The 23,845-nt window shown below is 73.1% G+C and carries 22 protein-coding genes; 13 read left to right on the forward strand and 9 right to left on the reverse strand.

Translation table 11 applies throughout. From position 1 onward, the window contains the following. Window positions 1–12: 12 nt before the first annotated feature. Window positions 13–816, reverse strand: coding sequence for an enoyl-CoA hydratase-related protein (locus U5640_RS16480; protein ID WP_340385150.1), 804 nt, complete (start codon window positions 814–816; stop codon window positions 13–15). A 223-nt stretch (window positions 817–1,039) separates the two neighbouring features. Here U5640_RS16480 and U5640_RS16485 point away from each other — a divergent pair, with 223 nt between their 5' ends. Beyond that, window positions 1,040–1,669 (forward strand): hypothetical protein, encoded by a 630-nt coding sequence (locus U5640_RS16485; protein ID WP_340376547.1) that lies wholly within the window; start codon window positions 1,040–1,042, stop codon window positions 1,667–1,669. A gap of 1 nt (window position 1,670) precedes the next feature. On the opposite strand, the gene U5640_RS16490 is transcribed toward U5640_RS16485, so the two are convergent. Then, a complete protein-coding gene (locus U5640_RS16490; RefSeq protein ID WP_340376548.1) occupies window positions 1,671–2,765 on the reverse strand; it encodes an adenylate/guanylate cyclase domain-containing protein in 1,095 nt (364 codons plus the stop codon). 137 nt (window positions 2,766–2,902) lie between these two features. Then, a complete protein-coding gene (locus tag U5640_RS16495) occupies window positions 2,903–3,778 on the reverse strand; it encodes a biotin--[acetyl-CoA-carboxylase] ligase (protein WP_340376549.1) in 876 nt (291 codons plus the stop codon). Between the two features lie 110 nt (window positions 3,779–3,888). Between U5640_RS16495 and U5640_RS16500 the strand changes: the two genes are divergently transcribed. The 4 genes from U5640_RS16500 (at window position 3,889) to U5640_RS16515 (ending at window position 6,558) form a co-directional block, all read left to right on the forward strand. After that, window positions 3,889–5,484, forward strand: a complete 1,596-nt coding sequence (locus tag U5640_RS16500) for an acyl-CoA carboxylase subunit beta (protein ID WP_340376550.1) — start codon at window positions 3,889–3,891, stop codon at window positions 5,482–5,484. A gap of 9 nt (window positions 5,485–5,493) precedes the next feature. Then, window positions 5,494–5,703 (forward strand): acyl-CoA carboxylase epsilon subunit, encoded by a 210-nt coding sequence (locus U5640_RS16505; RefSeq protein ID WP_340376551.1) that lies wholly within the window; start codon window positions 5,494–5,496, stop codon window positions 5,701–5,703. A 116-nt stretch (window positions 5,704–5,819) separates the two neighbouring features. Then, on the forward strand, window positions 5,820–5,948 hold the full coding sequence (locus U5640_RS16510) for a hypothetical protein (protein ID WP_099053973.1): 129 nt from the start codon (window positions 5,820–5,822) through the stop codon (window positions 5,946–5,948). Window positions 5,949–5,952: 4 nt separating this feature from the next. Further along, the gene (locus tag U5640_RS16515; RefSeq protein ID WP_340376552.1) at window positions 5,953–6,558 is read left to right on the forward strand and encodes a nucleoside triphosphate pyrophosphatase; all 606 of its coding nucleotides are present in this window, start codon (window positions 5,953–5,955) and stop codon (window positions 6,556–6,558) included. Here U5640_RS16515 and U5640_RS16520 read toward each other — a convergent pair. Next, window positions 6,527–7,042, reverse strand: coding sequence for a hypothetical protein (locus tag U5640_RS16520; protein WP_340376553.1), 516 nt, complete (start codon window positions 7,040–7,042; stop codon window positions 6,527–6,529). The two genes, U5640_RS16515 and U5640_RS16520, sit on opposite strands and share 32 nt — an antisense overlap. 388 nt (window positions 7,043–7,430) lie before the next feature. On the opposite strand from U5640_RS16520, the gene U5640_RS16525 reads away from it, so the two are divergent. Beyond that, the gene (locus tag U5640_RS16525; RefSeq protein ID WP_340376554.1) at window positions 7,431–9,206 is read left to right on the forward strand and encodes a biotin carboxylase N-terminal domain-containing protein; all 1,776 of its coding nucleotides are present in this window, start codon (window positions 7,431–7,433) and stop codon (window positions 9,204–9,206) included. A 163-nt stretch (window positions 9,207–9,369) separates the two neighbouring features. Here U5640_RS16525 and U5640_RS16530 read toward each other — a convergent pair whose 3' ends face one another. Next, the gene (locus U5640_RS16530; protein WP_340376555.1) at window positions 9,370–10,326 is read right to left on the reverse strand and encodes a DeoR/GlpR family DNA-binding transcription regulator; all 957 of its coding nucleotides are present in this window, start codon (window positions 10,324–10,326) and stop codon (window positions 9,370–9,372) included. A 120-nt stretch (window positions 10,327–10,446) separates the two neighbouring features. After that, window positions 10,447–11,886, reverse strand: coding sequence for an NAD(P)H-quinone dehydrogenase (locus U5640_RS16535; protein WP_340376556.1), 1,440 nt, complete (start codon window positions 11,884–11,886; stop codon window positions 10,447–10,449). Between the two features lie 96 nt (window positions 11,887–11,982). On the opposite strand from U5640_RS16535, the gene U5640_RS16540 reads away from it, so the two are divergent. The 4 genes from U5640_RS16540 (at window position 11,983) to U5640_RS16555 (ending at window position 15,747) form a co-directional block, all read left to right on the forward strand. Beyond that, window positions 11,983–12,420, forward strand: coding sequence for a gamma-glutamylcyclotransferase (locus tag U5640_RS16540; RefSeq protein WP_340376557.1), 438 nt, complete (start codon window positions 11,983–11,985; stop codon window positions 12,418–12,420). 15 nt (window positions 12,421–12,435) lie between these two features. Next, complete coding sequence (locus U5640_RS16545; RefSeq protein WP_340376558.1) at window positions 12,436–12,720, forward strand: hypothetical protein; 285 nt, start codon at window positions 12,436–12,438, stop codon at window positions 12,718–12,720. A gap of 104 nt (window positions 12,721–12,824) precedes the next feature. Continuing rightward, entirely contained in the window at window positions 12,825–13,649 is an 825-nt protein-coding gene (locus U5640_RS16550) for a purine-nucleoside phosphorylase (protein WP_340376559.1), read from the forward strand. A 466-nt stretch (window positions 13,650–14,115) separates the two neighbouring features. Beyond that, window positions 14,116–15,747 carry a phospho-sugar mutase gene (locus U5640_RS16555; RefSeq protein WP_340376560.1) on the forward strand — a complete coding sequence of 544 codons (1,632 nt, stop codon included), beginning with the start codon at window positions 14,116–14,118 and terminating at the stop codon, window positions 15,745–15,747. Window positions 15,748–15,827: 80 nt separating this feature from the next. On the opposite strand, the gene U5640_RS16560 is transcribed toward U5640_RS16555, so the two are convergent. From U5640_RS16560 to U5640_RS16570, 3 genes are all read right to left on the reverse strand, one after another. Then, entirely contained in the window at window positions 15,828–17,489 is a 1,662-nt protein-coding gene (locus U5640_RS16560; protein ID WP_340376561.1) for a DUF4157 domain-containing protein, read from the reverse strand. Window positions 17,490–17,594: 105 nt separating this feature from the next. Next, window positions 17,595–19,280 (reverse strand): hypothetical protein, encoded by a 1,686-nt coding sequence (locus U5640_RS16565; protein WP_340376562.1) that lies wholly within the window; start codon window positions 19,278–19,280, stop codon window positions 17,595–17,597. A 153-nt stretch (window positions 19,281–19,433) separates the two neighbouring features. Then, on the reverse strand, window positions 19,434–20,093 hold the full coding sequence (locus U5640_RS16570; RefSeq protein WP_340376563.1) for a PH domain-containing protein: 660 nt from the start codon (window positions 20,091–20,093) through the stop codon (window positions 19,434–19,436). A gap of 144 nt (window positions 20,094–20,237) precedes the next feature. Between U5640_RS16570 and deoC the strand changes: the two genes are divergently transcribed. The 3 genes from deoC to U5640_RS16585 are packed head-to-tail and all read left to right on the forward strand — an operon-like array spanning window position 20,238 to window position 23,540. After that, window positions 20,238–21,191 (forward strand): deoxyribose-phosphate aldolase, encoded by a 954-nt coding sequence (gene deoC / locus U5640_RS16575; protein WP_340376564.1) that lies wholly within the window; start codon window positions 20,238–20,240, stop codon window positions 21,189–21,191. Between the two features lie 5 nt (window positions 21,192–21,196). Then, complete coding sequence (locus tag U5640_RS16580; RefSeq protein ID WP_340376565.1) at window positions 21,197–22,648, forward strand: aldehyde dehydrogenase family protein; 1,452 nt, start codon at window positions 21,197–21,199, stop codon at window positions 22,646–22,648. Then, window positions 22,641–23,540, forward strand: a complete 900-nt coding sequence (locus U5640_RS16585) for an aldehyde dehydrogenase family protein (RefSeq protein WP_340376566.1) — start codon at window positions 22,641–22,643, stop codon at window positions 23,538–23,540. Before U5640_RS16580 ends, U5640_RS16585 begins: the two co-directional genes overlap by 8 nt. The last annotated feature ends 305 nt before the right edge of the window (window positions 23,541–23,845 follow it).

Genomic DNA, 23,845 nt, shown 5'->3' on the forward strand with positions numbered 1-23,845 from the left:
GCGGCGCGGCCTTCACTCCCCCGGCCACCGGGCCGCGCGCTTCTCGTTGAACGCGGCGACCCCCTCCGCCCGGTCCCCCGAGAACGCCGTGGTCCGCCAGGCGGCGTCCTCGACCTCCAGCCCCGCCCGCAAATCCAGCCCCTGCCCGAGGCGCATCGCCCGCTTGGCGGCCCGCAGCCCCACCGGTGAGTTCGCCGCGATCCCGGCGGCCATGGCCAGCGCCTCCTCCCGGTCCCGCCCCTCGTCCACCAGCACGTCCACCAGGCCCAGCTCCCGCGCCTCGGCGGCCGCCACCCGGCGCGCCGTGAAGATCAGCTCGGCGGCGCGCGCCGCGCCCACCCGGCGGGGCAGCAGCTGCGTACCGCCGCCGCCCGGGATCACCCCCACCGACACCTCCGGCAGCCCCACCACGGCCGTGCGGTCGGCGACGATCACATCGCAGGCGAGCGCCAGCTCGTACCCGCCGCCCAGGGCGAACCCGTGCACCGCGGCGACCGCCGGGACCGGCAGCTCCAGCACGCCGGTGTACGCCCCGCGCGTGACCGGCCGCTGGCGGCGCAGGTCCGCGTCGGTGAAGGAGTTGCGCTCCTTGAGGTCGGCGCCGACACAGAACGCCCGCTCGTGCGTCGAGGTGAGGACGACGGCCCGTACGTCCCGGTCCTGCCCGAGCGCCGCGCACGCATCGCCGAGGGACCGGGCCAGCTCGGTGGAGACGGCGTTCATGGCCTTGGGCCGGTCGAGCACCAGCTCGGCGACATGGCCCCCGTCCCCGTGCCGCCGCACCCGTACGAACTCCCCGAACCGCTCCTCGCCCATGACGTCCTCCAAGGCCATTTGAGTTAACGACGGTTAACACCGCGCACCGCCCGATCATCCCAGGCCCGCCCTCCGGAGGAAAGGGCGGCCCCGGACCAGGAGCGAGGGGCGTCCACCCGTTCGAGTGACATCCCGCCCAAGTCGTCTCCGACCGCCCAGGGGAGCGCATAACGTGCGTCCGCCCCGGCGCAGTGGGGGCGCGACCGCAGCGGGAGGGAACGCGATGGCCGGCACACCGGTGGACGGCACGCAGGTGGAGACCAGTCGGCTCTGGGCGGCGCCGCGGGGCCGGCACCGTCGGCCCCGGCCGCGCAAGGTGCTCTTCGCCGCGGGCGGCCTGGCGCTGGCCGCCGGGGTGCTGAGCCTGGTGAGGCTGTCGTCCGGCCCCGGCGGCGTCACCGGCATCGGCACGGCGGAGGCGGAACCCCACACGGGACCCCACGCAAAGTCGCCGGTGGCCGGCACAGCCACCCGCTCCGCCACGGGCCGTACGCCCGACACCGGGGCCGCCGTCGCGCCCACGACCGCACCCTCCCCGACCGCTCCCTCCCCGATGGGCGGGGCGAGCGCCGAGCCGGCACCCGAGGGCGGCCCGGTCCGCGGCACCCCGGGCGCGCCCACCTCGGTCGCCCTCACCCCGGGCGCCTCCTACACCCCCGCCCCCGCACGTACCCCGGCACCCGCGCCGACCCGCGGCACCACGCCCAGGTCCACCCCGGCACCGCCCCGGGCCACGGCCACCGTCCCCCCGGCCCCCGCGCCGCCGCGGCCCGCGCCGACCCGGCAGCCGGGCGTGTGCGTCCCCGTCGTAGGCCTGTGCGTGGACGCGCTGCACGTGCCGTCCGGGCTGTGAGTCAGTCGACCGGGTCCGGGCGTCGGCTGAGCAGCCAGGGCTCGACCACGCCGAGGCCACGGACCGGGCGCTGCCACATCGGCTGCAGGGCGAAGCGGTACTTCGGCGGCTCCTCGCCCTCCTTCTCGGCCGCCGCGGCCGCCTCGGCGGCCTCCGCCTCCGAGGCCGGCGCGTCCCCGGTGCGGATCAGCTCCTCGGCGAACGCGCTGTCGACCAGCACGGCGTCGCGCGGCGCTATCGACGTCAGCCGGGAGGCCAGGTTCACCGTCGTGCCGAAGACGTCGCCCATCCGGGTCGTGACCGTGCCGAACGCCATGCCGACGCGCAGCTCGGGCATCGTCTCGTCGTTGCTCATCGTCTCGACCAGGAGCAGCGCGATGTCGGCGGCGGTGCCCGCGTCGTCCGCCGCGTACAGCACCTCGTCGCCGAGGGTCTTGATCAGCCGTCCGCCGCGGGCGGCCACCAGGTCGGCGGAGGTGGTCTCGAAGGCCTCGACCAGTTCGCCGAGCTCCTCCTCCTCCATCCGGCGGGTCAGCCGGGTGAAGCCGACCAGGTCGGCGAAGCAGACGGCGAGCCGCCGGTCCACCATCTCCTCGTCGTCCGCGGCCTGCACCACCCGCCCGGCCGACGCGGCGAGCTGGCGCCGCCAGACGTAGACGAGGAACTCCTCCAGCTCGGGCAGGAGCAGCTCGACGATGGGATACGTGACCTCGGTGCGGGTCATCCCGGGCTCGGGCGGCTCGGTCAGGCCTTCCAGGAAGGAGTCGATCTGCCATTCCGCCAGCCGGGCGGTGGTCTGGCCGGTGGACCGCGCCACCTGCACCGCCATGGCCTCGCTCAGCAGCCCCGCCTCGACCAGACCGGCCAGCCGGCGCAGCGCCAGGACGTCGGCCTCGGTGAGCGCCTTGGCCTGCCCGATGTCGGCGAAGCCCATCGCCCGCCAGAAACGGGACGCCAGCTCCATGGAGACACCGGCGCTGCGGGCCGCCTGGAACGGGGTGTAGCGCCGCTCGGCGCCGAGGATGAGCTGTTCGAGGCGCAGCGCGAGCGGGTTGCCCTCGTCGGGATCGTCGGAGCCCGTGTCGTCGACGGTCACGCCTGCTGCCCTTCCGATCTTCCGCGGTCAGGTATCGACCGGCCTCAACTCTACGGCAGTGTGCGGTAGCTCACGCCCGTGGAGCCGACGGTAAGTCCCCTTGACGCGAGCGGCACCCGGCGTCGGGCACTTTTCCCTCACGCGGGCCTCAGATGCACGATGTCCCCCGCCCCCACCGGCTCCTGCACGCCTTGGCCCGTGGCGATCACCAGGCGGCCGTCGCCGTCCACGGCCACCGCCTCGCCCACCACCGAGCGGTCCCCCGGCAGCTCCGCCCGCACCTCGCGCCCCAGGGTCGCGCAACCCGCCGCGTACGCCTCCTGGAGGCCGCTCGCCGCCGGGTCGCCGCCGGCCTCGCGCCAGCGGCCGTACCACTCCTCCAGCGACCGCAGGACGGCCCGCAGCAGCGGGTCGCGGTCCGTGTTCACCGCGCCGGCCAGCGCCAGCGAGCCCGCGTGCGGGACCGGCAGTTCGTCGGCGCGCAGGGTGACGTTGACGCCGACGCCGACGACCACGCCGTCCTGGCCGGCCCGCTCGGCGAGGATCCCGCCCGCCTTGCGCTCCTCGCCCGCCACGGTGACCAGCAGGTCGTTGGGCCACTTGAGTGCCGTGTCCACGCCCGCCGCGCGCGCCAGGCCGGTGGCGACGGCCACGCCGGTGAGCAGCGGCAGCCAGCCCCAGCGGGCGACGGGGACCTCGGCCGGCCGCAGCAGCACGGAGAAGAACAGGCCGGAGCGCGCGGGCGCCGTCCACTGCCGGTCCAGGCGGCCGCGCCCGGACGTCTGCTCCTCGGCCACCAGCACGGCCCCCTCGTCCGCGCCCCCCGCCACGGCCCGGGCCACCAGGTCGGCATTGGTGGACCCGGTGCGCTGGACGACCTCCAGGCCGCGGTAGAGGCCGCCGTGGCCGCCGTCCCGCACCAGTGCGCGGCGCAGTGCGGCGGCGTTGAGGGGCGGCCGGTCGAGGTCGGACCAGCGACTGCCGTTCGGGTCTGAGGCATCTCGGGGCGTCATGCAAGCCACCCTAGGTGTGTGAAACGCCGCACTGCTGATCGGTAGGCGCAGCACTACTCTACGGATGAGTAACCGTCCCCCCTTTTGAGCAGGCAGGGAGCCGTATCCCGATGTCCGAGCCGGAAGAGATCGACATTCACACCACCGCGGGCAAGCTCGCGGATCTTCAGCGCCGGATCGAGGAGGCGACGCACGCCGGCTCCGCACGCGCTGTGGAGAAGCAGCACGCCAAGGGCAAACTGACGGCCCGTGAGCGCATCGAACTCCTCCTCGACGAGGGGTCGTTCGTCGAGCTCGACGAGTTCACCCGGCACCGCTCCACCAACTTCGGCCTGGACGCCAACCGCCCGTACGGCGACGGGGTCGTGACCGGTTACGGCACCGTCGACGGCCGCCCGGTGGCCGTGTTCTCTCAGGACTTCACCGTCTTCGGCGGTGCGCTGGGCGAGGTGTACGGCCAGAAGATCGTCAAGGTGATGGACTTCGCGCTGAAGACGGGCTGCCCGGTCATCGGCATCAACGACTCCGGCGGCGCCCGCATCCAGGAGGGGGTGGCCTCCCTCGGCGCGTACGGCGAGATCTTCCGCCGCAACACCCACGCCTCCGGTGTCATCCCGCAGATCAGCCTGGTCGTCGGCCCCTGTGCCGGCGGGGCGGTGTACTCCCCGGCGATCACCGACTTCACGGTGATGGTCGACCAGACGTCCCACATGTTCATCACCGGCCCGGACGTCATCAAGACGGTCACCGGCGAGGACGTGGGCTTCGAGGAGCTGGGCGGGGCCAGGACGCACAACTCCGTGTCCGGCGTGGCCCACCACATGGCGGGCGACGAGAAGGACGCGATCGAGTACATCAAGCAGCTGCTGTCGTACCTGCCGTCCAACAACCTCTCCGAGGCTCCGGTCTTCCCCGAGGAGGCGGACCTCGCGGTCACCGACGAGGACCGGGAGCTGGACACCCTCGTCCCGGACAGCGCCAACCAGCCGTACGACATGCACACGGTGATCGAACACGTCCTGGACGACGCCGAGTTCTTCGAGACGCAGCCGCTGTTCGCGCCGAACATCCTCACCGGCTACGGCCGCGTCGAGGGGTATCCGGTCGGGATCGTCGCCAACCAGCCGATGCAGTTCGCCGGCTGTCTCGACATCAAGGCGTCCGAGAAGGCCGCCCGCTTCGTGCGCACCTGCGACGCGTTCAACATCCCGGTGCTCACCTTCGTCGACGTCCCCGGCTTCCTGCCCGGCGTCGACCAGGAGCACGACGGCATCATCCGCCGCGGCGCCAAGCTGATCTACGCCTACGCCGAGGCCACCGTCCCCCTCATCACGGTCATCACCCGCAAGGCCTTCGGCGGCGCGTACGACGTCATGGGCTCCAAGCACCTGGGCGCCGACCTCAACCTCGCGTGGCCGACCGCGCAGATCGCCGTCATGGGCGCCCAGGGCGCGGTCAACATCCTGCACCGCCGCACCATCGCCGAGGCGGCGGCGGCCGGTGAGGATCTGGACGCGGTGCGCGCCCGGCTGATCCAGGAGTACGAGGACACCCTCCTCAACCCCTACGTCGCGGCCGAGCGCGGGTACGTCGACTCCGTGATCATGCCGTCCGACACCCGTCGCCACATCGTCCGCGGCCTGCGTCAACTGCGCACGAAGCGGGAATCCCTGCCTCCGAAGAAGCACGGCAACATCCCCCTGTAAGGAGCCGCTGTGACGATCAAGGTCGTACGGGGCAACCCGACCCCCGAGGAGCTGGCCGCCGCCCTGGCGGTGGTCAGGGCCCGCGCCGCGGCGGCGGCGGCCACGCCGCCCGGCGCGGAGGGCCCGAGGGACGCGTGGTCCGATCCGGCGAGGATCGCGGGGCGCCGCGTCCCCGGCCCGGGCCAGGCGTCGTGGACCCGCACGTACTGGCCGAGCTGAGGGCAGCCGACCTGCTGTCGAGGGGCGCGGGGAACCGCGTACAGAGGGACAACTCACGGCACCGAATGAGTACCCCTACTCAGGCCAACCCCCGCCCCAGGCCGCAGGCTGGTGGCATGCTGTGGTCAGACCCGAAGAACGAGCCGCCCGAGGAACTCCGCGACATGCAGGAGACCCTGAGACGGCTCGGCTTCTTCCTCGCGCTGGCCATGGTGGTCGCGATGATCGTGCTGGGCCTACGCTGACCGCATGCGCAGACTCGTCCTCGCCTCCCAGTCCCCCGCCCGTCTGAACCTCCTGCGGCAGGCCGGCCTCTCCCCCGAGGTCGTCGTCAGCGGGGTCGACGAGGACGCGGTGACCGCCCCCACCCCCGCCGAGCTGGCCCTCGCCCTCGCGGAGGCGAAGGCGAGCGTGGTGGCGGCGCGCCCGGACACCAAGGGCGCGCTGGTGATCGGCTGCGACTCCGTGCTCGATCTGGACGGCGAGGCGCTGGGCAAGCCCGCCGACGCCACGGAGGCCACGGCCCGCTGGAAGGCGATGCGCGGCCGGGCGGGCACGCTCCAGACGGGCCACTGCGTCTACGACACCGCCAGCGGGCAGTACGCCTCCGCGACCGCCTCCACGGTGGTCCGCTTCGGCGAGCCGAGCGACGCGGAGATCGCGGCGTACGTCGCCTCGGGCGAACCCCTCCATGTGGCGGGGGCGTTCACGCTGGACGGCCGCTCGGCTCCGTTCATCGACGGCATCGACGGCGACCACGGCAACGTCATCGGCATCAGCCTGCCGCTGATCCGCAGACTGCTGGGCCGGCTGGGCGTCGGCATCACTGAGCTGTGGGCGCCGCCGGAGGCGTGACCGCCGAGCCGTCCCCGGGCTTCCCCGGCTCCCCGTCACCCGGTTCCCCGTTCCCGGGCTCCCCGTCCCGGGGGGCCTCGGCGGCGGGCCGCGGCGGGGCGTCGTACGTCATCAGGAGCAGGACGATCAGCCCGAGCACCACGACCATGAAGGTGAACTGCGCCGGGCCGAGGAGCCCCCAGGCGAAGGCGCCGAGCAGACCGTGCGTCACGGCGGCGCTGATCAGCAGGATGCGGCCGAGCAGGGAGGGCGCCCGGTTGCGCACGGCCACCAGCAGGGCGACCAGGCCGCAGACGGCGAAGTAGAGGCCGAAGACGATCCCGCCGACCTTCGAGGACGTCGCCATGACGTCCGGGTCGATGCCGGCCATGGACATGTTCTGGGAGTCGGCCATGATGCCCAGGGCCCAGTTCAGCAGGGCGATGCCGAAGCCCTCCGCGAACAGCACCAGGGCCACGATCAACGCCAGCGGTCTTCGCACCACCGGTCCCCACCCACTTTCGCCTGCGCTCGCTCGATCCGGAGTCGAGCGGGGTTTCAGTTACCCCAAGTACGTTCGAAACATCGTGAACGCTACTAACGGGTAAACCCGGGGACAAGGGTTCCGCACGCGGCAAAGAATCGTTGGGCCATTCGTAGGGACTCCACAAAGAAACGGAGTGGGCCGCAGCACGCTCTCACAGAGACCTTGGCCACACAAGAGGGCTAGGGTTGCCGGGAAGAGTGCTGCGTACGGCGGTACTACAAGGGATTTCACGGTCGAGTGAGCCTGGCATCACGCTCCGTGTGGGCAAGCTCACCTTTGGGGACGGGTCGATGTGTCGTGTCGGCTGTCCCTAAACTCGGCTTGTTTCAAGGAGGGAGCCTCAATCGTGCGCAAGGTGCTCATCGCCAACCGTGGCGAAATCGCAGTCCGCGTGGCCCGGGCGTGCCGGGATGCCGGTATCGCCAGTGTGGCCGTGTACGCCGACCCGGACCGGGACGCTCTGCACGTGCGTGCCGCGGACGAGGCGTTCGCCCTGGGCGGTGACACCCCGGCGAGCAGCTACCTGGACATCGACAAGGTCCTGAACGCGGCCCGCGAGTCGGGGGCCGACGCCGTCCATCCGGGCTACGGCTTCCTCTCGGAGAACGCCGACTTCGCGCAGGCGGTCCTGGACGCCGGCCTGATCTGGATCGGCCCGCCGCCGCAGGCGATCCGTGACCTCGGCGACAAGGTCGCCGCCCGGCACATCGCCCAGCGCGCCGGCGCCCCGCTGGTCGCGGGCACCCCCGACCCGGTGAGCGGCGCCGACGAGGTCGTGGCGTTCGCGCGCGAGCACGGTCTGCCGATCGCGATCAAGGCCGCGTTCGGCGGCGGCGGCCGCGGTCTGAAGGTGGCCCGCACACTGGAAGAGGTGCCCGAGCTGTACGAGTCGGCCGTCCGTGAGGCGGTCGCCGCGTTCGGGCGCGGGGAGTGCTTCGTCGAGCGCTACCTCGACAAGCCGCGTCACGTGGAGACCCAGTGCCTGGCGGACAGCCACGGCAACGTGGTCGTCGTCTCCACCCGTGACTGCTCGCTCCAGCGCCGCCACCAGAAGCTGGTGGAGGAGGCCCCGGCGCCGTTCCTCTCCGACACGCAGGTCGCGGAGCTGTACTCCTCCTCCAAGGCGATCCTGAAGGAGGCCGGTTACGTCGGTGCCGGCACGGTGGAGTTCCTCGTCGGAATGGACGGCACCATCTCCTTCCTGGAGGTCAACACCCGGCTGCAGGTGGAGCACCCGGTGACCGAGGAGGTCGCGGGCATCGACCTGGTGCGCGAGATGTTCCGGATCGCCGACGGCGAGGCCCTCGGCTACGACGACCCCCCGCTGCGCGGGCACTCCTTCGAGTTCCGCATCAACGGCGAGGACCCCGGCCGCGGCTTCCTGCCGGCCCCCGGCACGGTCACCACGTTCACCGCGCCCACCGGTCCGGGCGTGCGCCTGGACGCGGGCGTCGAGTCGGGCTCGGTCATCGGCCCGGCGTGGGACTCACTGCTGGCGAAGCTGATCGTCACCGGCGCCACCCGCGAGCAGGCCCTGCAGCGGGCCGCCCGGGCGCTGGAGGAGTTCCAGGTCGAGGGCATGGCGACCGCCATCCCGTTCCACCGCGCGGTGGTCAAGGACCCGGCGTTCGCTCCCGAACTCACCGGCTCCGCCGAGCCGTTCACGGTCCACACCCGGTGGATCGAGACCGAGTTCGTCAATGAGATCAAGCCCTTCTCCGCCACGGCCGACGCCGACGCGGAGGAGGACGACAAGGACCGCGAGACGATCGTCGTCGAGGTCGGCGGCAAACGCCTGGAGGTCTCCCTCCCGGCCAGCCTGGGCATGACCCTGGCCCGCACCGGTCTCGCCGCCGGCGCCAAGCCCAAGCGGCGGGCCGCGAAGAAGTCGGGCCCGGTCGCCTCCGGCGACACCCTCGCCTCCCCGATGCAGGGCACCATCGTCAAGGTGGCCGTCGAGGAGGGCCAGGAGGTCAAGGAGGGCGACCTGGTCGTCGTCCTGGAGGCCATGAAGATGGAACAGCCCCTCAACGCCCACCGCTCCGGCACCGTCAAGGGCCTGGCGGCAGAGGTCGGCGCGTCCATCACCTCGGGCGCCGCGATCTGCGAGATCAAGGACTGACGGCACTTCACACCCCGGTTCCCCGCGCCCACCTACAGGGGCGCGGGGCCCTGTTCATATGCGGCTCCGCCGCGCGGGCGCGATCAGCCACAACGAACCGGCACTCGCGCACCCGGGTACCCCCCTACGGCGCCTGGGCGGAGCCAGTGCCGTGGACACGGCACTAGCGACGACGAAGGTCGGCAACCCGCGCCCGCTCACCACCGGGCGCGTCCCCGAGCACCGCGGTGGCCCGCAGCCCCGCCGCCGGCCCCGGCCCCCGTCGTGGCGCGGGAAGCGGCACGTCCCGGCGCTGCGGCTGTGGTCGCGCCGGGACCGCCTCACCCCCCGGGTTCCCTGCCGCCCCGGCCACGGCGATCTGCACCCCCTGGTCCGCGAGGGCCTGGAGCTCCGTGGCGGCGCGGTCGTCGTGCGCGGGCGGCTCGTCGGTCACCATGCGGGTGATGAGGTCCGTCGGCACGGTCTGGAACATGGTGTCGGTGCCGAGCTTGGTGTGGTCGGCGAGGACGACGACCTCGGCGGCGGCCTGCACGAGCGCCCGGTCGACGGAGGCCGACAGCATGTTGGACGTGGACAGGCCGCGCTCGGCGGTCAGCCCGCTCCCGGAGAGGAAGGCCCGGGAGACGCGCAGCCCCTGGAGGGACTGCTCGGCCCCGCTGCCGACGAGGGCGTAGTTGGAACCGCGCAGGGTGCCCCCGGTCATGACGACCTCCACCCGGTTGGCGTGGGCCAGCGCCTGGGCCACCAGGAGGGAGTTGGTGACGACCGTGAGCCCGGGGACGCGCGCCAGCCGGCGGGCGAGTTCCTGGGTGGTCGTACCGGCTCCGACGACGATGGCCTCGCCCTCTTCGACGAAGCCCGCGGCGAGGTCCGCGATGGCGGTCTTTTCGGCGGTCGCGAGATGGGATTTCTGCGGAAAGCCGGATTCCCGCGTGAATCCGCCCGGCAATACCGCACCGCCGTGCCGGCGGTCGAGGAGTCCTTCTGCCTCCAGTGCGCGCACGTCCCGCCGTACGGTCACTTCGGAGGTCTGGACGACGCGGGCGAGCTCACGGAGCGACACGGCCCCGTTCGCTCGCACCATTTCGAGGATCAATTGGCGACGTTCTGCAGCGAACACGAAACTGACAGTAACGCGGGCGACCGTCTGCTTTCAGCTCTTTGCGCCGAATAGTAGAAGTTGTTCGCACACGAGGGCGGGGAGTGGTATAGGACCTGCCCCGCCCCCTTTCCGGGCTTCTCAGAGCTCGCGTCGCGTGTGCAGCTGCCGGGCCACCTCGGCGATCGACCCCGAAAGGGACGGGTACACGGTGAACGCGTTCGCGATCTGTTCGACCGTCAGATTGTTGTCGACGGCGATCGAGATGGGGTGGATCAGTTCCGAGGCGCGGGGGGCGACGACCACACCGCCGACGACGATCCCGGTGCCCGGGCGGCAGAAGATCTTGACGAAGCCGTCGCGGATGCCCTGCATCTTGGCGCGCGGGTTGCGCAGCAGCGGCAGCTTGACGACCCGGGCGTCGATCTTGCCGCCGTCGAGGTCGGACTGGGTGTAGCCGACGGTGGCGATCTCGGGGTCGGTGAAGACGTTCGACGAGACCGTCTTGAGGTTGAGCGGGGCCACCGCGTCGCCGAGGAAGTGGTACATCGCGATACGGCCCTGCATGGCGGCGACGGACGCCAGCGCGAAGACGCCGGTCACGTCACCCGCGGCGTACACGCCCGGCGCGGTGGTGCGGCTGACCTTGTCGGTCCAGATGTGCCCGGACTCGCGGACCTTGACGCCCGCCTCCTCCAGGCCCAGCCCCTCGCTGTTGGGGATGGCGCCGACGGCCATCAGACAGTGCGAGCCCGTGATGACCCGGCCGTCGGCGAGGGTGACCTCGACGCGGTCGCCGACCCGCTTCGCGGACTCGGCGCGGGAGCGGGCCATCACGTTCATCCCGCGGCGCCGGAAGACGTCCTCCAGGACGGCGGCGGCGTCGGGGTCCTCGCCGGGCAGCACCCGGTCGCGGGAGGAGACCAGGGTGACCTTGGAGCCGAGGGCCTGGTAGGCGCCGGCGAACTCGGCGCCGGTGACGCCGGAGCCCACCACGATGAGCTCCTCGGGCAGCTCGCCGAGGTCGTAGACCTGGGTCCAGTTCAGGATGCGCTCGCCGTCGGGCTGGGCGTCCGGCAGCTCGCGCGGGTGACCGCCCGTGGCGATCAGCACGGCGTCGGCGGTGAGGGTCTCCTCGGTGCCGTCGGCGGCGGTGACGACGACCTGGCGGGAGCCGTCGAGGGCCTGCATGCCCCGGAGCCGGCCCTTGCCGCGCATGACCCGGGCGCCGGCCCGGGTGACGGAGGCGGTGATGTCGTGCGACTGCGCGAGCGCGAGCCGCTTCACCCGGCGGTTGACCTTGCCGAGGTCCACGCCGACCACCCGGGCCGCCTGCTCCAGGGGCGGGGTGTCGTCGGCGACGATGATGCCGAGTTCCTCGTACGACGAGTCGAAGGTCGTCATGACCTCGGCCGTAGCGATAAGGGTCTTCGACGGCACGCAGTCGGTGAGCACCGACGCCCCGCCCAGACCGTCGCTGTCGACGACGGTCACCTCCGCGCCGAGCTGCGCGGCCACCAGCGCCGCCTCATAGCCGCCGGGTCCGCCACCGATGATCACGATCCGAGTCACATGCTCCATTCTCCCGCACGGTCCGCGGTGGCCGCCGCCCGGGGGCGAACGGAGATACGCCTGTGACGCAAGTGACCCGCGCACCGGCTGCCGTACCCTCCTCCCATGTCGTTCTACGCCGCCTACGCCGGCAACCTCGACGCGCGGCTGATGACCCGCCGCGCTCCGCACTCGCCCCTGCGCGCGACGGGATGGCTGGACGGCTGGCGGCTGACCTTCGGCGGGGAACAGCTCGGCTGGGAGGGCGCGCTGGCCACCCTCGTCGAGGACCCGGAGGCACAGGTCTTCGTCGCGCTGTACGACCTCGCGCCCATGGACGAGGAGTCCCTGGACCGCTGGGAGGGCGTCGGCCTCGGCATCTACCGGCGGCTGCGGGTGCGGGTGCACACCCTGGACGGCCAGGCCCCGGCGTGGGTGTACGTGCTGAACGGGTACGAGGGCGGGCTGCCGTCCGCCCGCTACCTCGGGGAGGTCGCGGACGCCGCCGAGTCGGCCGGGGCGCCCCACGACTACGTGATGGAGCTGCGGAAGCGCCCCTGCTGATCGATGCTGGAAGGCATGAGCGGGGCACGACACGGCTACCAGGTCCAGTACACCGAGCAGGCGGCGGCCGCGCGCGACCGGCTGGACGCACGGCAGCGTGCCAGGTTCGACAAGGGGGTCGCCGTCCTCACCCGGGACCCCTATCTGCCCGCGTCGCGCGCCGTGAGCGGGACGGGCGACGACCGCACGGTGCGGCTCACCGAGCACATGTTCGCGGAGTACATCGTCAGCCGGGGCCGGCTGCTGATCTTCGTGGTCGAGGTGTTCGGCGACGAGGACGTGCTGGTCCCGGAGGACTGACCGCGCCCGCGGCCCTGGTGGGTTGGAAACGACAAGACAACGATCCCCATCCCGTGGGCTCTGTCATCTACGCGCGTAGGCAAGAACCGGCTACCCTCATCCGCGTGAACGCATCTCTTCTCCCGGACGACATCCAGGGCGACCCGCACGCCGCCGCCGACGCCGCCGCCGCGCGCCTGCGCGAACTGACCGGCGCCGAGACCCACGACGTCGCCCTCGTGATGGGCTCCGGCTGGGCACCCGCCGTGGACGCCCTGGGCGCCCCGGACGCCGAGTTCCCGGTCACCGAGCTGCCCGGGTTCCCGCCGCCCGCGGTCGAGGGCCACGGCGGCAAGGTCCGCTCGTACCGCATCGGCGACAAGCGCGCCCTCGTCTTCCTGGGCCGCACCCACTTCTACGAGGGCCGCGGGGTGGCCGCCGTCGCGCACGGCGTCCGTACGGCCGTCTCGGCGGGCTGCAAGACCGTCGTGCTGACCAACGGCTGCGGCGGTCTGCGCGAGGGCATGCGTCCCGGACAGCCGGTCCTGATCAGCGACCACATCAACCTCACGGCGACCTCGCCGATCGTCGGCGCGAACTTCGTCGACCTCACCGATCTGTACTCGCCGCGGCTGCGCGCGCTGTGCAAGGAGATCGACGCGACGCTGGAGGAGGGTGTCTACGCCCAGTTCCCCGGCCCGCACTACGAGACGCCGGCGGAGATCCGGATGGCGCGGGTCATCGGCGCGGACCTGGTCGGCATGTCGACCGTGCTGGAGGCCATCGCGGCGCGTGAGGCCGGGGCCGAGGTGCTGGGCATCTCCCTGGTGACGAACCTCGCCGCGGGCATGACGGGCGAGCCCCTCAACCACGAGGAGGTCCTCCAGGCGGGGCGGGACTCGGCGACGCGGATGGGCGCCCTGCTCACCCAGGTGCTGGACCGCCTGTAACCACCCCTGGGGGCTCCGCCCCCAGCCCCGGCCTTTCTGCCCGCCCACCACCCGACTCGGCCGCCAGGCGGGCAGCCGGCCGCCTGCCTCGGTCGGCAGAAAGGCCCGCCACGGACCGTCCCCCGGCCGGCAGGAAGGCCCGCCACCACCCGCCCCGGTCGGCAAAGGCCCCCGCCACCCGCCCCGGGTCGGCAGAAGGCCCGTCGGGGTGGGGCGGGCGCGGGCATCGCCGCGGCGACGAGGGCGGCGACGGCGCCACCCAGAGCCACTGCCTGCCCCGTTCGACAGGAATGCCCGCCACCACTCGTCCCGCCCGGTTGCCGGAAGACCAGCCGCCGGCCGACTCAGCCGGGAAGGCCCGCCCGTCCGTCCGGTGTTCGAGGGGGAGGGGATTTCCGTGGCGATCGGGGGTTCGACGGGCGGCGCCCCCTGGCGGCGAGAGACCACACACGAGAGGCTGACCGACGTGCAAGACGACCTGATCACCCGCGCCCGGGCCTGGCTGGCCGAGGACCCCGACCCGGAGACGCGTGCGGAACTCGCGAAGCTCCTGGAGTCGGGAGACCCCGCCGAACTCGCCGCCCGCTTCGCCGGCACGCTCCAGTTCGGCACGGCCGGGCTGCGCGGCGAGCTCGGCGCCGGTCCGATGCGGATGAACAGGGCCGTCGTGATCCGCGCGGCCGCCGGTCTCGCCGCCTACCTGAAGAAGCAGGGCCACACCGACGGGGTCGTCGTCATCGGCTACGACGCCCGCCACAAGTCCGCCGACTTCGCCCGCGACACCGCGGCCGTGATGACGGGTGCCGGGCTGCGCGCCGCCGTACTGCCCCGCCCGCTGCCGACGCCCGTCCTCGCCTACGCCATAAGGCACCTGGGCGCGGTCGCCGGGGTCGAGGTCACCGCCAGCCACAACCCGCCCCGCGACAACGGCTACAAGGTCTACCTCGGCGACGGCTCCCAGATCGTGCCGCCCGCCGACGCCGGGATCGCCGCCGAGATCGACGCGATCGCCGCGCTGGACGACGTCCCGCGCCCCGACAGCGGCTGGGAGACCCTGGACGACTCGGTCCTCGACGCCTATCTGGCCCGCACGGACGCCGTGCTCGCCAAGGGCTCGGCGCGCACCGCCCGCACGGTGTACACCGCGATGCACGGCGTCGGCAAGGACGTCCTCCTCGCCGCGTTCGCCCGCGCCGGCTTCCCGGAGCCGGTGCTGGTCGCCGAGCAGGCCGAGCCCGACCCGGACTTCCCGACGGTGGCCTTCCCCAACCCGGAGGAGCCCGGCGCGATGGACCTCGCCTTCGCGCGGGCCCGCGCGACGAACCCGGACCTCGTCGTCGCCAACGACCCGGACGCCGACCGCTGCGCCGTGGCCGTCCCCGACGGGGGCGACTGGCGGATGCTGCGCGGCGACGAGGTCGGCGTCCTGCTCGCCGCCCATCTGGTCCGGCGCGGCGCGCGCGGCACGTTCGCCGAGTCGATCGTCTCCTCCTCCCTCCTCGGCCGGATCGCCGAGAAGGCCGGCCTGCCGTACGAGGAGACCCTCACCGGCTTCAAGTGGATCGCCCGCGTCGAGGGCCTGCGCTACGGCTACGAGGAGGCCCTCGGCTACTGCGTGGACCCGGCAGGAGTGCGGGACAAGGACGGCATCACCGCGGCGCTGCTGATCACCGAGCTGGCGTCCGAGCTGAAGGAACAGGGCCGTACCCTGCTCGACCTGCTGGACGAGCTGGCCGTGGAGCACGGTCTGCACGCCACCGACCAGCTCTCGTTCCGGGTCGAGGACCTGTCCGTCATCGCCGACGCCATGCGCCGGCTGCGCGAGCGGCCCCCGGCCTCCCTCGCCGGACTGCCCGTCACCCGGACCGAGGACCTCACCCGGGGCACGGACCGGCTGCCGCCGACCGACGGTCTGCGCTACACGCTCGAAGGTGCCCGGGTGATCGTCCGGCCGAGCGGCACCGAGCCCAAGCTGAAGTGCTACCTGGAGGTGGTCGTCCCGGTGGCCGGCCCCGCCGCCCTGCCGGCCGCCCGCGCGCGGGCGGCCGAGGTCCTCGCCACGATCAAGCGGGACCTGTCGGCGGCGGCCGGGCTCTGAGCCGCGGCGCCGCACCCGGCGCCCCCTGACCCACGGGGTGCGCCGGGAAAGGCGTCGGCACCTGCGCCGGGACGCCGGCCCTATTCGATCTCCATCTGGCCGCCGTCGCCGCCGTCCGAGTCGGAGTCGGTGTTGTAGTTCCAGTGCACGCCGTTCTCGATGTTCTCGCCGTGCTCGTCGCACACCAGCTCCAGGGAGGCGAAGGTGCCCCCGGCGGCGGTGACCGCGGTGTCGATCTGGAAGGCGAGGACGGCGGCGTTCTCCACCGTGTAGTTGGGGACGTCCACGTTCGCCGCCCTGCTCGGCCAGTAGGGGCCCGGGGAGATGCCGGTGCCCCCGTAGAGGGAGAGGTAGCAGGCGACGCAGGGACGCTTGGTGCCCACGGTCGTGGCCGGGGTGACGGCGCCCCGGGGCAGGGCCGCGGCCAGCCGCCGTTCCGCGTGCAGGCCGTCCTTCTCCTGGTCCACGGCGGTAGGCACCTCGACCTTGGCGGACAGGGCCCCGAGGATGGGCTGGTAGCCGGCGGACGTCTCCTCGTCGCCCGCGAGCCGGCTGCTCGCCTTGTTCAGGTGCCGCTCGCTCCGGTCGTCCAGGGACCCGGCACGGTTGTCCGCGATCAGCGCCTCCAGGAACGCGGTACCGGTCTTCGTCTCCTCGGCGAGCTCGCGCAGGGTGTCGTTGGCCCCGTTCTTGTTCGCCGAGATGTAGAGCTTCGACCCGTGCAGGGTCGCCTGCACCTCCTCCGGCGCCTTCCTGCGGTTGTTCAGGTAGTTGAGGGCGAGGGTCGTGATCCAGCGCGTGCTCTGGCGGCTGCGTTCCTCGTCGGGGTACGACCGCGGTTCCTTGAGGTTGGCGGTGTCGCCGTAGATCGCCGCGGCCGTGGTGCTCCTGAGGTTTCCGGCCTTCGCGTTGTCGGCGGGGTTCTCCACCCGGGTCGTCTTGTGGATGGTCAGGCTCTGGTTGGCTCCGTACGCCGTCCAGCCCAGCTTCTGCAGCTCGGTCTTGAGCGCGTCGGCGACGGTCTGGCCCTTGGACTTCCTGCCGCTCCGCTTCTTGGTCGCCTCCTTCGGCATCCGCTGCACCGCCACGTCGCTCCCGCTCCGCCCGGCCGCCGGACGCTCCCGGCCGGCGCTCGCCCGCTGCACCGGCGCGGGCCCGGACAGCGCGCGCACCGCGTTGGCCTCGGCGGCCCGCTCGAACCGGTCGGAGGGGTCGCTGACCCGCAGTCCGCTGCCGTTGTCGGTCCCCGCCACCGGGCCGGAACGCTGCTGGATGACATGGGTCAGCTCGTGGGCCAGCGTGTGCCGGTCGGCGCCGCCCCGGCCGATGACGACATGGCTGCCCGAGGTGTAGGCGTGCGCGCCGATCTCCGCGGCGGACCGCTGTGCGGCCCCGTCGTCGTGGACGCGCACATCGGAGAAGTCCGCCCCGAGACGCGCCTCCATGTCGGCGCGGACGGCGCCGTCCAGCGGCTTTCCGGCGCTGCGCAGGACGTCCGGGACGGTCGAGCGCTGGACGTCGGTGGTCTCCTCGCCATGGCCGCAGCCGGGGCCGTGCGCATGCCGTTCCCGGGCGACGAGCTGCACGGCGGCGGCGTTCCCGGCGCTGCGCTGGATCGCCAGGAGCGACTGCGGGACGCGTGCCGTCGGCGCCCGCTCGGTGACGTGCGGTGTCCGGCTCGGCGGAGCGACCGGGGACCGCCTCGCCGCGTCGTGTTCCGGATGGGCGTCGTGCGCGCGCATGCTCACCTGCTCACTGGTGTCTTCCCGAAAAGTTCCAGGATCCCGCCGCCGGGACGGGACGGGGAAGGTCCCCGCGGACACACCGGGGGGCAGTGTGCGGTGCCCTCAGTGGAACAGCACCGCCGCCAGCCCCACCGCGCCGATGACCACCCCGAGCGGCCACAGCGACCGGCCGCGCCGCCGTTCGTCCGCCACACCCGTCGGCCGCCGCGCGGGGTCCCGCCACAGCGCGGTGATCTCGGCGGCCGTCCGCTCGTAGGGGTGCAGCACCCCGAGCCGCGCCTCCAGCCAGGGCCAGCGGAACGCGTCCACCGCCCACTCGTCTGAGGGCGCGCGGCCGCCCACGATCCGCAGCTCGCTGCGGCGGCACCGCACGGTCCGGATGTCGTCCCAGGCCAGCAGACGCGGGCCGCGGAAGCCGGCGAGCCACAGCCCGTCGCGGTCGGCGGTGATACGCCAGCACAGCCGGCGCGGCAGCACCCGCGCCGCCAGCAGACTCACCGCGACGCCGACGACGTAGTGCCGTATGCCGTGACCTCCCGAGAACCAGGTGGCGTAGAGCACCACCACCGTCATGCTGATCCAGTCGCCCCAGCCGGCCCGCCACCGCCGCAGCGCGACGGGAGCGGCGTCCCCGGCTCGTTCGGCGGCCTCCTCGGCGCTCCGCCCCTGGGCCCGGTACCACTTCTCGCGGGCCGCGCCGCGCCGTGCCTCTGCGGCCCGGCGCCGCAGGTTCCACGCGGTCACCGGCCGCACCGGCCCGCTGCCCAGCTCCACCACCGGCGGCTCACCGGCCTTCTCGGCGGCGGCGAGGACCACGACCTCGGCCCCTTCCCAGGGCGCCCCGTACAGCACGCCCTCCCGCAGCGGCCCGACCCGGTCCTCGCCCAGCCGGTCGAGCAGTTCCTCGGCGGCCCGGTCGTCGTCGGCGGCCCGGTCGTCGTCGGCGGCCCGGTCATCACCGGCGTCGGCGGCGGCGTTCTCCTCCGCCCCCACGGTCGCCACCGTGAACCGGGGCCGCCCGCCCGCCGTGTCGTCGGCGGCGTACACCTCGGTGTCGCCGTCCCGGCCGTCCCGCAGCAGCACCCGCAGCACGGGGACGGGCTCCCCACGCAGGGCGGCGGCCCGCCGACGGGCCGACACCCCGGAGAACAGCACGGTGAGCCCGAGCCCGGCCAGACACCAGCCCCCCGCCGGTACGCCCTGCCGGTCGGGGCCCTCCGCCCACAGGTACGCGGCACCGGACACCGCCGCTCCCGCCGCCCCCGTGACCAGCCCGAGCCCGATGAGGAGACGGCCGCGCCGGAACCGCTTGCCGGCCTCGACGGGCAACGGGGCGGTCGCTCCCCCGGCCGTCGTCAGGGCCGCGGCCCGCTGCCGACGGCGCGCGGACAGCCGTAGCACCGCCGCCAGCCATACGACGGTCAGCGCGGCCACGAGCAGGGGCGGCAGCAGCCACGGCGGCCCCGGCCAGTCGCCGAGGGCGACGACCGCCACGGCGGCGACCGGCGCGCACACCGGCACCGCCTCGGGCCGCTGCGTCGTCCAGACGAGGTGCAGGCCGAGCAGGGCGGCGGCCCACCCGGGCAGCACGCTGTTGTAGGCGAGGGCGACCGCGCCGGCCACCGCGCACAGCGGCAGCCACAGGGCCGCCCCGAGCGCGGCGCGCAGGGGCACACCGCGCGCGGGCAGCGTCCGCGTCCAGCGGTCCGCCGACGCGCCGTCCCAGGAGGGGCAGCCCTCGGGGGCCGCGGAGGCGGGCAGCCGCAGCACCTCGCCGGGATTCGTCATGATGGTTCCCCAGTCTCAGGGCCCCGCGTTCCGTCGATGTGGCTGGGGCCGCGCGCCCGATGATGACGAAGAACCCTGTGACCTGGAAGAACTACCGGATCACAATCCGGCCGCACCGAAGCGGGGAGGCGGAGCCACCGCCCGCCCCCGGGCTCACCCCGTCGCCAGCAGGATCGCCAGCACCACGGCGCCGGCTGCGGCGGGGCCGAGGATCTCCCACGCCCAGCGCACCGTCACCTCGCCCTGCGCGCTCTCCGTGTGCTCGCGCTCCTCCCACAGGGTCCGCAGGTCGTCCATGACCTGGTCGGTCGCGGCCCGTACGGGTCCCTGCCCCGCCCGGCCACCGTCCCGCCCGCCGCCGCCCGCGGTCCCCGGCGTGCCCTGTGCCACCGCCCGGGCCTCGCGCCGCGCGGCGGACTTGCGGGCCCGCAGCGACACCGGCACCGCCCAGAGCTGGAACTTGGTCCCCGACCTGGTGAGGACCTCGTTGGAGTATCCGGAGCGCAGCGCCGCGACCTGCCCCCAGGGCAGCACGACCACCCGGAACGGATTGCGCACCCGCAGCCGGTCCCGGCCCGCGTACACGGCGGGCCGCAGGGTGAAGGCGACGACCAGCGGGACGACCAGGATGAGCAGGGCGAGCGCCAGCCACGGGGTGCGTCCCTCGCCCGCGACGATCGCGTCGACGCCGAGCCAGCCGACGAGCGCCAGCAGCAGGACGCCACTGGCGATACCGGCGGACGACCGGTGGACACGGTCGGCGTACTCGGGGGCCGGGGGCTGTGCGGAGGGCTGGTCTTCCGGGGTGGTCATGGGCCCGATTGTGCCGCACGCCCTCGGGGTGGGCCGGGTCGCCCGGCCCCGTCCCCGCCCGCCGGTCCGCGCATCCGGCTCCGTCGAGGATCGTTCCTCGGGCTATACATCCGCTACGCGCGTAGATATGCTCGTCTGGTGACCATGCCCACCAATGCACCCACCGCAGCCCTCGCGGACGTGACCTCGTCCGGCAGCACGCTGCGCCGCTTCCTCCACGGGCTGCCCGGCGTCGACGCGGTCGGCCTGGAGGCACGCGCCGCCTCGCTCGGCACCCGTTCCATCAAGACGACCGCGAAGGCGTACGCCATCGACCTCGCCATCTCGATGGTCGACCTGACGACGCTGGAAGGCGCGGACACCCCGGGCAAGGTCCGGGCGCTCGGCGCCAAGGCGGTCCGCCCCGACCCGACCGACCGCACCACGCCCACCACCGCCGCGGTCTGCGTCTACCCCGACATGGTGGCCGTCGCCAAGGAGGCCGTCGCCGGCTCCGGTGTGAAGGTCGCCTCGGTCGCCACCGCCTTCCCGGCCGGCCGCGCCGCCCTCCCGGTCAAGCTGGCGGACGTGCGGGACGCGGTCGCCGCGGGCGCCGACGAAATCGACATGGTCATCGACCGCGGCGCGTTCCTCGCGGGGAACTACCTGAAGGTGTACGAGGAGATCGTCGCCGTCCGGGAGGCCTGCGGGGCGGCCCGGCTGAAGGTCATCTTCGAGACGGGCGAGCTGTCGACGTACGACAACATCCGCCGGGCGAGCTGGCTCGGCATGCTGGCGGGCGCCGACTTCATCAAGACCTCCACCGGCAAGGTCGCCGTCAACGCCACCCCGGCGAACACCCTCCTCATGCTGGAGGCGGTGCGGGACTTCCGGGCGCAGACCGGGGTCCAGGTCGGTGTGAAGCCCGCGGGCGGGATCCGGACCAGCAAGGACGCCATCAAGTTCCTGGTCCTGGTGAACGAGACGGCCGGCCCGGACTGGCTGGACAACGACTGGTTCCGCTTCGGCGCCTCCTCCCTCCTGAACGACCTGCTGATGCAGCGCCAGAAGCTGGCCACCGGCCGCTACTCCGGCCCCGACTACGTGACGGTGGACTGAGACCCATGACCACGGAAAAGCGGACAACAGTGTTCGAGTACGCACCGGCCCCCGAGTCCCGCTCGGTCGTCGACATCGCCCCCTCCTACGGCCTGTTCATCGACGGCGAGTTCGTGGAGTCGGCCGACGGCAAGGTCTTCAAGACGGTCTCGCCGTCGTCGGAGGAGGTCCTGTCCGAGATCGCGCAGGCCGGCGCCGAGGACGTCGACCGCGCGGTGCGGGCCGCCCGCAAGGCGTTCGAGAAGTGGTCGGCGCTGCCCGGCGCGGAGCGGGCGAAGTACCTGTTCCGGATCGCCCGGATCATCCAGGAGCGCAGCCGTGAGCTGGCCGTCCTGGAGACCCTGGACAACGGCAAGCCGATCAAGGAGACGCGCGACGCCGACCTGCCCCTGGTCGCCGCGCACTTCTTCTACTACGCGGGCTGGGCGGACAAGCTGGACCACGCGGGCTTCGGCCCCGCGCCGAAGCCGCTGGGCGTGGCCGGCCAGGTCATCCCCTGGAACTTCCCCCTGCTGATGCTGGCGTGGAAGATCGCCCCGGCGCTGGCGACCGGCAACACGGTCGTCCTGAAGCCGGCGGAGACCACCCCCCTCTCGGCGTTGTTCTTCGCGGACATCTGCCGCCAGGCGGGCCTGCCCAAGGGCGTCGTCAACATCCTGCCGGGCTACGGCGACACGGGCGCCGCGCTCGTCGCGCACCCCGATGTGAACAAGGTCGCCTTCACCGGCTCCACGGCCGTCGGCAAGGAGATCGCGAAGACGGTCGCGGGCACCCGCAAGAAGCTCACCCTGGAACTGGGCGGCAAGGGCGCCAACATCGTCTTCGACGACGCCCCGATCGACCAGGCCGTCGAGGGCATCGTCAACGGCATCTTCTTCAACCAGGGCCAGGTCTGCTGCGCCGGGTCCCGGCTGCTCGTGCAGGAGTCGGTCCAGGAGGAACTGCTGGACTCGCTCAAGCGCCGGCTGTCCACGCTCCGGCTGGGCGACCCGCTGGACAAGAACACCGACATCGGCGCGATCAACTCCGAGGAGCAGCTCGCCCGGATCACCTCCCTGGTGGAGCGGGGCGAGGCGGAGGGCGCCGAGCGCTGGTCCCCGGCCTGTGAACTCCCCGAAGCGGGCTACTGGTTCGCCCCGACGCTGTTCACCAACGTCACCCAGGCCCACACCGTGGCCCGCGACGAGATCTTCGGCCCGGTGCTGTCGGTCCTCACCTTCCGCACCCCGGACGAGGCCGTCGCCAAGGCGAACAACACGCCGTACGGCCTGTCGGCGGGCATCTGGACGGAGAAGGGCTCCCGCATCCTCGCGGTGGCGAACAAGCTCCGGGCCGGTGTCGTCTGGTCCAACACGTTCAACAAGTTCGATCCGACCTCGCCGTTCGGCGGTTACAAGGAGTCGGGCTTCGGCCGCGAGGGCGGTCGCCACGGCCTGGAGGCGTACCTCGATGTCTGACCGCACCAACGAGCGTCTGAGTGTCTTCAAGACCTACAAGCTGTACGTCGGCGGGAAGTTCCCGCGTTCGGAGAGCGGCCGGGTGTACGAGGTGACGGACTCCAAGGGCAACTGGCTGGCGAACGCACCGCAGTCGTCCCGCAAGGACGCCCGTGACGCGGTGGTCGCCGCCCGCAAGGCCTTCGGGGGCTGGTCGGGCGCCACCGCCTACAACCGCGGCCAGATCCTCTACCGCGTCGCGGAGATGCTGGAGGGCCGCCGCGAGCAGTTCGTGCGCGAGGTGGGCGAGGCGGAGGGCCTCGGCAAGTCCAAGGCGGCCGCCGTCGTGGACGCCACGATCGACCGCTGGGTCTGGTACGCGGGCTGGACCGACAAGATCGCCCAGGTCGTGGGCGGCGGAAACCCGGTCGCGGGCCCGTACTTCAACCTCTCCTCCCCGGAGCCGACGGGCGTGGTCGCGGTCCTGGCCCCGCAGGAGTCGTCCTTCCTGGGCCTGGTCTCGGTGCTGGCCCCGGTGATCGCGACCGGCAACACGGCCGTGGTGGTCGCCGCCGAGAACTCCCCGCTCCCGGCCCTCTCCCTCGGCGAGGTCCTGGCCACCTCCGACGTCCCCGGCGGTGTCGTCAACGTCCTCTCCGGCCGTACGGCGGAGATCGCGGCGCCGCTGGCCGCGCACCAGGACGTCAACGCGATCGACCTCGCGGGCGCGGACGAGGTCCTGGCGAAGGAACTGGAGATCGCGGCGGCCGACAACCTCAAGCGGGTCCTGCGTCCACAGCCTGTGGACGACTGGACGGCGACCCCGGGCATCGACCGTATGACGGCCTTCCTGGAGACAAAGACGGTCTGGCACCCGACGGGCTCCCTGGGCGCAGGAGGCTCGTCCTACTGACCCCCGCCCGGCCTCCGGGGGGCACGGGGCACCGCGCGTCTTTCCTGGGGGGTGCGGGGAACCGCGCGTCTTTCCTGGGGGGTGCGGGCAGCCGCGCGTCTTTCCTGGGGGCGCGGGAGCCGCGCGCCTTCCGAGGGCGCGGGGAACTGCGCACCTTTCTGGGGGTGCGGGCAGCCGCGCATCTTTCTGGGGGCGCGGGGAACTGCGCGTCTTTCCTGGGGGCGCGGGGAACTGCGCATCTTTCTGGGGGCGCGGGGAACTGCGCATCTTTCTGGGGGCGCGGGGAACTGCGCATCTTTCTGGGG

Source organism: Streptomyces sp. SS7 (genome assembly GCF_037993025.1).
GTDB lineage: Bacteria > Actinomycetota > Actinomycetes > Streptomycetales > Streptomycetaceae > Streptomyces.

What these genes read in the sequence shown, in the direction of transcription:
- U5640_RS16480 (WP_340385150.1), bottom strand. Translation starts at nt 816, where the DNA reads ATGGGCGAGGAGCGGTTCGGGGAGTTCGTACGGGTGCGGCGGCACGGG.
- U5640_RS16485 (WP_340376547.1), top strand. Translation starts at nt 1,040, where the DNA reads ATGGCCGGCACACCGGTGGACGGCACGCAGGTGGAGACCAGTCGGCTC.
- U5640_RS16495 (WP_340376549.1), bottom strand. Translation starts at nt 3,778, where the DNA reads ATGACGCCCCGAGATGCCTCAGACCCGAACGGCAGTCGCTGGTCCGAC.
- U5640_RS16500 (WP_340376550.1), top strand. Translation starts at nt 3,889, where the DNA reads ATGTCCGAGCCGGAAGAGATCGACATTCACACCACCGCGGGCAAGCTC.
- U5640_RS16510 (WP_099053973.1), top strand. Translation starts at nt 5,820, where the DNA reads ATGCTGTGGTCAGACCCGAAGAACGAGCCGCCCGAGGAACTCCGCGAC.
- U5640_RS16515 (WP_340376552.1), top strand. Translation starts at nt 5,953, where the DNA reads ATGCGCAGACTCGTCCTCGCCTCCCAGTCCCCCGCCCGTCTGAACCTC.
- U5640_RS16535 (WP_340376556.1), bottom strand. Translation starts at nt 11,886, where the DNA reads ATGGAGCATGTGACTCGGATCGTGATCATCGGTGGCGGACCCGGCGGC.
- U5640_RS16540 (WP_340376557.1), top strand. Translation starts at nt 11,983, where the DNA reads ATGTCGTTCTACGCCGCCTACGCCGGCAACCTCGACGCGCGGCTGATG.
- U5640_RS16545 (WP_340376558.1), top strand. Translation starts at nt 12,436, where the DNA reads ATGAGCGGGGCACGACACGGCTACCAGGTCCAGTACACCGAGCAGGCG.
- U5640_RS16560 (WP_340376561.1), bottom strand. Translation starts at nt 17,489, where the DNA reads ATGCGCGCGCACGACGCCCATCCGGAACACGACGCGGCGAGGCGGTCC.
- U5640_RS16565 (WP_340376562.1), bottom strand. Translation starts at nt 19,280, where the DNA reads ATGACGAATCCCGGCGAGGTGCTGCGGCTGCCCGCCTCCGCGGCCCCC.
- U5640_RS16570 (WP_340376563.1), bottom strand. Translation starts at nt 20,093, where the DNA reads ATGACCACCCCGGAAGACCAGCCCTCCGCACAGCCCCCGGCCCCCGAG.
- deoC (WP_340376564.1), top strand. Translation starts at nt 20,238, where the DNA reads ATGCCCACCAATGCACCCACCGCAGCCCTCGCGGACGTGACCTCGTCC.
- U5640_RS16580 (WP_340376565.1), top strand. Translation starts at nt 21,197, where the DNA reads ATGACCACGGAAAAGCGGACAACAGTGTTCGAGTACGCACCGGCCCCC.
- U5640_RS16585 (WP_340376566.1), top strand. Translation starts at nt 22,641, where the DNA reads ATGTCTGACCGCACCAACGAGCGTCTGAGTGTCTTCAAGACCTACAAG.